The sequence below is a fragment of the Pseudomonas sp. WS 5071 genome (genome assembly GCF_012985765.1).
Lineage (GTDB): Bacteria > Pseudomonadota > Gammaproteobacteria > Pseudomonadales > Pseudomonadaceae > Aquipseudomonas > Aquipseudomonas lundensis_A.
Window position 1 is genome coordinate 139,870 of record NZ_JAAQWY010000010.1, and the last position, 6,325, is coordinate 146,194.

The 6,325-nt window shown below is 52.8% G+C and carries 10 protein-coding genes and 1 pseudogene; 5 read left to right on the forward strand and 6 right to left on the reverse strand.

What is annotated here, in order from left to right; all coding sequences use genetic code 11:
* The first annotated feature begins 275 nt into the window (after positions 1–275).
* The 3 genes from HBN61_RS08815 (at position 276) to HBN61_RS08825 (ending at position 3,317) form a co-directional block, all read left to right on the forward strand.
* On the forward strand, positions 276–503 hold the full coding sequence (locus tag HBN61_RS08815) for a type II toxin-antitoxin system Phd/YefM family antitoxin (RefSeq protein WP_170046541.1): 228 nt from the start codon (positions 276–278) through the stop codon (positions 501–503).
* Positions 500–874: a type II toxin-antitoxin system VapC family toxin gene (locus tag HBN61_RS08820; protein ID WP_170046542.1), complete on the forward strand. Its 375-nt coding sequence runs from the start codon at positions 500–502 to the stop codon at positions 872–874. Before HBN61_RS08815 ends, HBN61_RS08820 begins: the two co-directional genes overlap by 4 nt.
* Before the next feature lie 1,309 nt (positions 875–2,183).
* Complete coding sequence (locus tag HBN61_RS08825; protein ID WP_169840283.1) at positions 2,184–3,317, forward strand: tyrosine-type recombinase/integrase; 1,134 nt, start codon at positions 2,184–2,186, stop codon at positions 3,315–3,317.
* Here HBN61_RS08825 and HBN61_RS08830 read toward each other — a convergent pair.
* The 6 genes from HBN61_RS08830 to HBN61_RS08855 all read right to left on the reverse strand — a co-directional run bounded on the left by HBN61_RS08830 (position 3,295) and on the right by HBN61_RS08855 (position 5,417).
* A complete protein-coding gene (locus tag HBN61_RS08830; protein ID WP_047275453.1) occupies positions 3,295–3,579 on the reverse strand; it encodes a pyocin activator PrtN family protein in 285 nt (94 codons plus the stop codon). The two genes, HBN61_RS08825 and HBN61_RS08830, sit on opposite strands and share 23 nt — an antisense overlap.
* A 286-nt stretch (positions 3,580–3,865) precedes the next feature.
* Positions 3,866–4,003, reverse strand: coding sequence for a hypothetical protein (locus HBN61_RS08835; protein ID WP_169837212.1), 138 nt, complete (start codon positions 4,001–4,003; stop codon positions 3,866–3,868).
* Between the two features lie 42 nt (positions 4,004–4,045).
* Positions 4,046–4,372 (reverse strand): pyocin activator PrtN family protein, encoded by a 327-nt coding sequence (locus tag HBN61_RS08840; protein WP_169837211.1) that lies wholly within the window; start codon positions 4,370–4,372, stop codon positions 4,046–4,048.
* Entirely contained in the window at positions 4,365–4,505 is a 141-nt protein-coding gene (locus HBN61_RS08845; RefSeq protein ID WP_169837210.1) for a hypothetical protein, read from the reverse strand. Before HBN61_RS08845 ends, HBN61_RS08840 begins: the two co-directional genes overlap by 8 nt.
* 25 nt (positions 4,506–4,530) lie before the next feature.
* The gene (locus tag HBN61_RS08850; RefSeq protein WP_169837209.1) at positions 4,531–4,815 is read right to left on the reverse strand and encodes a DNA-binding protein; all 285 of its coding nucleotides are present in this window, start codon (positions 4,813–4,815) and stop codon (positions 4,531–4,533) included.
* An 8-nt stretch (positions 4,816–4,823) separates the two neighbouring features.
* Complete coding sequence (locus tag HBN61_RS08855; RefSeq protein ID WP_169837208.1) at positions 4,824–5,417, reverse strand: hypothetical protein; 594 nt, start codon at positions 5,415–5,417, stop codon at positions 4,824–4,826.
* 287 nt (positions 5,418–5,704) lie between these two features.
* Between HBN61_RS08855 and HBN61_RS22620 the strand changes: the two are divergent.
* Both HBN61_RS22620 and HBN61_RS22475 read left to right on the forward strand, forming a co-directional pair.
* Positions 5,705–5,992 (forward strand): annotated as a pseudogene (locus tag HBN61_RS22620) (AAA family ATPase); the annotation flags it as partial.
* A gap of 250 nt (positions 5,993–6,242) precedes the next feature.
* A partial coding sequence (locus tag HBN61_RS22475) for a helix-turn-helix domain-containing protein (RefSeq protein ID WP_143510986.1) occupies positions 6,243–6,325 on the forward strand: 83 nt, incomplete at its 3' end.

Genomic DNA, 6,325 nt, shown 5'->3' on the forward strand with positions numbered 1-6,325 from the left:
CGTTATAAGTGGCAATATGCCCTCATGAGCATATCCTCTGCATGTGCTTCTTACCCCAGCAAATTTACTAAAACACGCAAATTGCTCCCCAAGAATGCGGTGTATTTAGGCTCATCAATTTGCCCGCGGTGCGCGGTGGGACCCCATTTCGTCTTACGGTTTAATAAACCCTTTTTCCGCAACACGGCCTATAGCCGGTGGCGCTCGGCATTCTTTACTTAGTCCATTGACTGGACTAGACTAGCTAAGTTAACCAACCCTTGGGAGCTAGCGAAATGCAAACCCACAACATCCATGCAGCGAAAACACACTTCTCGCAGCTTGTTGATGCGGCAGCGGGCGGTGAGACCATCATCATCGCCAAGGCAGGCGTGCCAGTCGCCAAGCTGGTTCCTATTACAGCCCCCAAGCGTCGAGGGATGCTGGCGGGTGTGACATTCAACTCCGAGGCTTCGGACGCTCTGGATGCTGAAATAGCGGATCTGTTCGAGGGCAAGGCATGAGGTTATTGCTCGACACTCATATTCTGATCTGGGCAGCGATCGGCGACGACAAACTGTCCAAGGCCGCGGCCCAGCTTATCGACGATGAGGCCAACACTCTGTATTTCAGCGCAGCCAGCATCTGGGAGCTGACCATCAAAGGCGCCGAGCGCACAGGCGTTATTCCTGCTGTGCTACGCAAAGTGCTGTTAGATGCGGGCTACCTTGAATTGCCAATCACTTCTGATCATGGGCTGACTGTAGGCAATCTGCCGAACCATCACCGAGATCCGTTTGACCGTATCATGGTGGCCCAAGCGCTTGCAGAAGGTATCAGCCTGGTGACACACGACAGCGCCATGCACGCATACCCTCACACGATCATCGTTTGATCTGTGCGTTACCGTATGACAAAGCCGCCCATTGAGGCGGTTTTTTTCGGTCTGTCACAAATATACCTGTAAATGCACCTTGTGAGGCTGCCAGTGCGAGCGCACAGCGTTTCTCGTCACAGTGCTGATGGAAGGTGGTCGCACTTTCGCGCCACCCATACAGGCTACAGGGCTCTCAGGTGAAGGTCATCGGATAGCAATGTTGACGTGCTTTGGGGTTGTGACGGGCTTCATGCCCCGGCGCGCGCCGTCGTCCCCCCACCTCGCCTGCGGGCTAAATAGGTCTTTTTTTCCGCACTTTTGCACCAGGCTGACAGCGGGCTGGGCTGTGGTCTGGCTTGAGGATGTTGTGGTGTGAAAAGCCTGCGAATCCCTGCACGGAGAGTGCTTTTATGGCAAAGGTCTTTTGGAGCGGCTGTGAGGGGGTATTCAAGACTTTTTGGCACGAACTCTCAGGGACGTCGACGGAAACAGGTAATTCGTTAAGCCACTGCCTCTATACGGTATTGGAGGCCCCGTGTTTGTTGGCTTTGGCGTATTACACAGAGAAGTTATTTTGAGTGATATGTAAGGTAATTTAATCGTAAGTAGTTGATTTATAAGGCCTTGATCTAATAGAAAATTACTTAATGAAAGAGTAATTAGATTACTTATAGGTTACTCAGATATTACCTGCATCGTATCGGCTGTAGCCCTTTAAATCCGGGCGTTCCAGACGTTTTACCCAGGCACTTACCATTCTTACCTTTTTCCGATGGCGCTCCCCAAAAAACACACATGGCCTATCAGGCGGCTGATTCACAGGTTGGCGCACAAACTCATGGGAACGCTTTTGCGCACACCGCTCCTTTACAGTCCCTATAAACCGGTGGCCTTGTTGAAAAAGTTGAGGCTGCTGGTATCGAATCTCTCGTTCAACGTCCCGATAGCTTCAGGGTGCATGGGATGGGATAGATGTATTGGATCGATATTGTTTGCTGCACTGGATGTGCCGTGAGCGACGAGAAGGCTCAGACTGTGGATTTAAGGGGAGGGAAGTGAAAGTTGGCTGGTACGAAAATGGTACAGAGAAAAATTAAGTAGGTCGTAAACCCTTATTTTAAAGGGGCTAGAGGCTCAGTCCGTATCATCCATCATAGGGGCAACAGAAAACCTCCTAGATACCGAATCTAGTGGGTGGGCTAGGTTTTCTGCGGGTTTGGTGTGCATTCGGGTAACTCTCGTTCACTACTGTTTACCGCTGTTTTTGCTTGTTTTTGAATGCTCGTTGCTACAATGTAGCAAATACGAATATTCGTGTAGCAAAATCATGGGCACTATCACCGTTCGCAAGCGCAGAGATGGATCGACGGGTTACACCGCGCAGATCCGCATCATGCAAAAGGGTGTGACAGTTTATCAGGAAAGCCAGACGTTCGACCGCAAGGCGACCGCGCAGGCCTGGATCAAACGTGTCGAAACTGAAATGTCAGTTCCTGGAGCAATCGAGAAGGCCAATCGATCAGGTGTGACGGTCAAGGAGATGATCGACCGCTACCTTTTGGAGTACGAAAAGCTGAGGCCGCTAGGGAAGACCAAGCGCGCCACACTCAAGGCTATCGGTGAAACCTGGTTAGGCAAGCTTGAGGATAGAGAGATCACCAGCCAGAAGCTGGTGGAGTACGCTGATAGACGAATGACGGACGATGGCATACAGGCGCAGACCGTGGGCAATGACTTGGCTCACTTGGGGGCCGTGCTTTCTGTAGCGCGGCCAGCGTGGGGCTATGACATCGATCCAATGGCCATGCCCGATGCGCGCAAGGTATTGCGCAAGATGGGCGCGGTGACACGCAGCAAGGAAAGGAACCGTCGCCCAACACTTGAAGAGCTGGATAAGCTGTTTCAATACTTCGGGGAGATGCGAGACCGGCGCAAGCAGGAAATAGACATGGTCCGGGTGACTGCCTTTGCACTGTTCTCTACGCGTCGACAGGAAGAAATCACGCGCATCAAATGGAATGCCTTAGATGAACAGCGCCAGATGGTTCTGATCACTGATATGAAGAATCCGGGTCAGAAGTACGGCAATGACGTTTGGTGCCATGTCCCTGATGAAGCGTGGCGGATCATGATGTCTATGCCAAAGGTTGCAGAGGATGTTTTCCCGTACAACTCTCGCTCTATCTCGGCATCCTTTACCCGTGCCTGCCACTTTCTTGAGATCGATGACCTGCACTTTCATGACCTTCGCCACGATGGTGTCAGCCGCCTATTTGAAATGGGCTGGGATATCCCGAAAGTTGCCTCTGTGTCTGGCCACCGGGACTGGAATTCAATGCGCAGATATACGCACTTGAAAGGGAATGGCGATCCTTACGAAAACTGGTCTTGGCTGGAGACGATAGTAACGGGCCCCCTCATTGAGGCCCGGAAGCGAATCAAGAAGCGCGGCGTAGACTAGAGTTGCGCATCAGCTTGTCATGCTCCGTACGTGCACGTGCATGCTGGGTATCCAGATAGGCAGCCAGGTCGGCAAGGTGAACCCCGCGTGCTGACTTTTGGCTGCGTTCGATGGCTACAAGTGGCAGGTCAATCTGGCCTGCTGCGACTTTCATCTTCATCTTTTCGGGTGTCAGATGGCTAAAGTAGTCAGCGCACACTCGCTCAAGAGGAATGATTGCCTGGCCGCCATACTGCGCAAGTAGCAGAAATTGAGTATTCATAGTTCCACCGCCTGAACGTCGGCTGCTGATAGAGATTCAATTGATATTGTTTGGTGCCCATACCCCACCACAAGCTGCGCGGGCGGGCGGTTTTGAGCGTTTAGCGTTGCATCAACACGCGCTGCCCGGCGCAGCTTTACGTGGGGTATAAGCACTCCCGCAGTGGCGCGAAGGGCTTTAATAACGCCTATTGCTGCGCAACAGAGACTGTTTTTTACAGGCGTGTCGCTCCTGCTTTCGATGCAGAGCAAAGCGGGCGCGGTTGGGGTGTTTGTCTGTGAGGGCTTCATCCCGCTTTCCTCCGGGTGCTGGCACCGTATTGATGCTTGCGGCCATCGGCCAGGCCGGTTTTGTAGCCGGTCCAGTACAAAAAGGCCGCGTTGAAGGCCAGAAAGATCAGCGCGTAGATCTGTGTCGAAGTCATGTGGTGTGCTCCTGGTGCTTGGCTGGTGGTGGCAGCGTTGGATCAGTTGTTCGGTTCCGCCGCATCGGTGTGCGCTTTGCCCATCTCTTCGTCCGCCTTGTACGCACGTATGTCGATCAGGGCGGCCACGTGTTTGATGTGGGCAAACTTGGTGGCCTTGCGGCTGCTGTCGAGTGTTGTGATCGGCAGTTGAATCCGGCCGCTGATGATTTCCGCGATGAATGACTGTTCGTTCAGGTAGCGAAAGTACTGTTCGCGCAGCTTGTCTAGGGGGATCAGCACGTCACCAAAGTTGCGATACAGCAGCTCAACGGTGGCCGCGTCCGGTGCTGGCACTAGCCGCAGCGGGCTTTGATTGGCATTACTCATGGGTGGGCACGCTCGTTTTGGGTGGGCGACGGGTCGGGTGGTGCCAGGCGTTCAGGCAGTGGCGCTTGGTCAGCTCGCGCAAATGTTCCGGCACCTCAAGGAGCGCAGCATTGCGCTCCTCGCGTGTCGGCATGGCCACGATCTGCCGAGCGTATTCCCTAGGCCACGTCACGGTGATCAGCCGGAATTGCTGGAAGAACCAGGCCTAACTGCTCGGCCAGCCAAGCGATACCGGGCTGACGTACCCGGGTTGATTGGCTGTACTGCATACCGAGTTCAGCGTGGAACCAGTTGCTGTCCTTGACCCGTAAAAACTCGCGATCCCGAACCGGGAAGGCGGGCAAGTTACGGTCGTTGAGCAAGCCTTTATCGCGCATCAATTTGATCAGCTTGGGTCGCGTTGTTCCCGGGTGCGCGGCCGCTTTGGCGAGGGTGCGTTCCATACCCCCTCCTAAGCGGCGAGCGCGGCAGGAACCACCGACGCAGCTAAGTGGGTGAGGGACTGCATCAGCCGATCAACGCAGTGTTGCTCGTCGCCATAGGCCGTAAAACACTGGGTGCGCGGGCATGTGTCGCCGGCGACGATGATCGCCGTGATGCCCTTACGGCTAAGGGTGCGGTGCACAGCCACTCGTACGTCTTCATCGAAACCGATATCGAGCAGCAACGAGCCGCCGTTGCGCACCAATTGGCGCAACTGCTCGTGTTGCATGCCATCCAGTAACTGGCCGCGCTCGACAGACTCAGTGCGCTCGCGGCGTGTCGCCGGTTCGGCTGTGTCCATGCAGCCGTTGGCGATGCATTCAATGAAGTCCGCCAGCACTCGGCACGTGTCCTGATCGGTGTCGTGCACCGTCAGGCTGTGTTTTTCGGTGCCGGTGATGATGGTAAAGAGCGTACCGGTCGGTGCGCGTTCAACCTGGAGAGCGAAACTCCACGCCTGGTTGATGTTTTTCAAGCGGCAGGTGTGGTTAAACGTGCCGTTCAAATTGACTTGGGCAGCCAGCATGCGAAGGGTGTTGTCCGGGAGAGAAAGGCGATTCATGCCGCACGCCCTCCGTTGTTCGGATCGAACGGGGCAGGGCGGTTGCTGTGCGGAACTAGACGGGGTTTGTGGTTGTGGAGGACGACCAAGCAGCCGGTGGTGGTTTGCAGCTGCTCGATCAGTCGACGGTTACTGGCGCACGTTGGGTGTACGTGCAGGGTTGCTGTGGTGTGCATGGTGTTGCCTCGCTCTGTGGTGGGAGAGTGAAGCCAATAATAACCCTAAAGGTTAATAAATCAAGCGTCAGGTTAAAAATGGTTGTTTTTTCTCATTTTTTAGATGTTGAAATGACATCACGTATTGGATTATTGTTGCCAACAAATAGACTCACATGGAATGTAAAATTGGCCACTCTATATATAAGTAATTTCCTTGGTCTTAAGAAAGTTAATATAAGTCTTAAGAGGATTAACGTTTTTATTGGTCCTCAGGCTCAGGGTAAGAGCGTAATTTCAAAACTCATCTATTTTTTTAAAGAGCTCCCGTCATCTATTTTTGACGCATCTATGGATGGGAAGGATAAAAGGCAGTTTGATGCCTTGTGTAAAGAAAGATTTTTAAGTATTTTTCCATTGTATGTTTGGGAAAGTACACCTTTTTTGATTTTTTATGATTTTGGTTCTTATACTGTTTCAATTGAAAATTCTAAGATTAATTCTAGTAAATGTAAGTTTTCGTTTACGTACACTGATAGTATCAGCAAGGCTTTGGTGGCGGGGAGGAAAGCTGCCAGAGGTGGGGTTAATTTTGATGTGGATATGAATGTTTCATCTAGAGTGAGGGCGGTCTCAGTGACCAAGTGCAACACCCGAGGTAAGGTGCTGCATGACTACTCACTACACCCACTTGACCATCGAAGAGCGCGTAACGCTAATGATCATGCGTATGCAAGGCGCCTCGCTGCGAGC

Coding starts and splice junctions, on each gene's coding strand:
- HBN61_RS08815 (WP_170046541.1), top strand. CDS start 276: ATGCAAACCCACAACATCCATGCAGCGAAAACACACTTCTCGCAGCTT.
- HBN61_RS08820 (WP_170046542.1), top strand. CDS start 500: ATGAGGTTATTGCTCGACACTCATATTCTGATCTGGGCAGCGATCGGC.
- HBN61_RS08825 (WP_169840283.1), top strand. CDS start 2,184: ATGGGCACTATCACCGTTCGCAAGCGCAGAGATGGATCGACGGGTTAC.
- HBN61_RS08830 (WP_047275453.1), bottom strand. CDS start 3,579: ATGAATACTCAATTTCTGCTACTTGCGCAGTATGGCGGCCAGGCAATC.
- HBN61_RS08835 (WP_169837212.1), bottom strand. CDS start 4,003: ATGACTTCGACACAGATCTACGCGCTGATCTTTCTGGCCTTCAACGCG.
- HBN61_RS08840 (WP_169837211.1), bottom strand. CDS start 4,372: ATGAGTAATGCCAATCAAAGCCCGCTGCGGCTAGTGCCAGCACCGGAC.
- HBN61_RS08845 (WP_169837210.1), bottom strand. CDS start 4,505: ATGCCGACACGCGAGGAGCGCAATGCTGCGCTCCTTGAGGTGCCGGAA.
- HBN61_RS08850 (WP_169837209.1), bottom strand. CDS start 4,815: ATGGAACGCACCCTCGCCAAAGCGGCCGCGCACCCGGGAACAACGCGA.
- HBN61_RS08855 (WP_169837208.1), bottom strand. CDS start 5,417: ATGAATCGCCTTTCTCTCCCGGACAACACCCTTCGCATGCTGGCTGCC.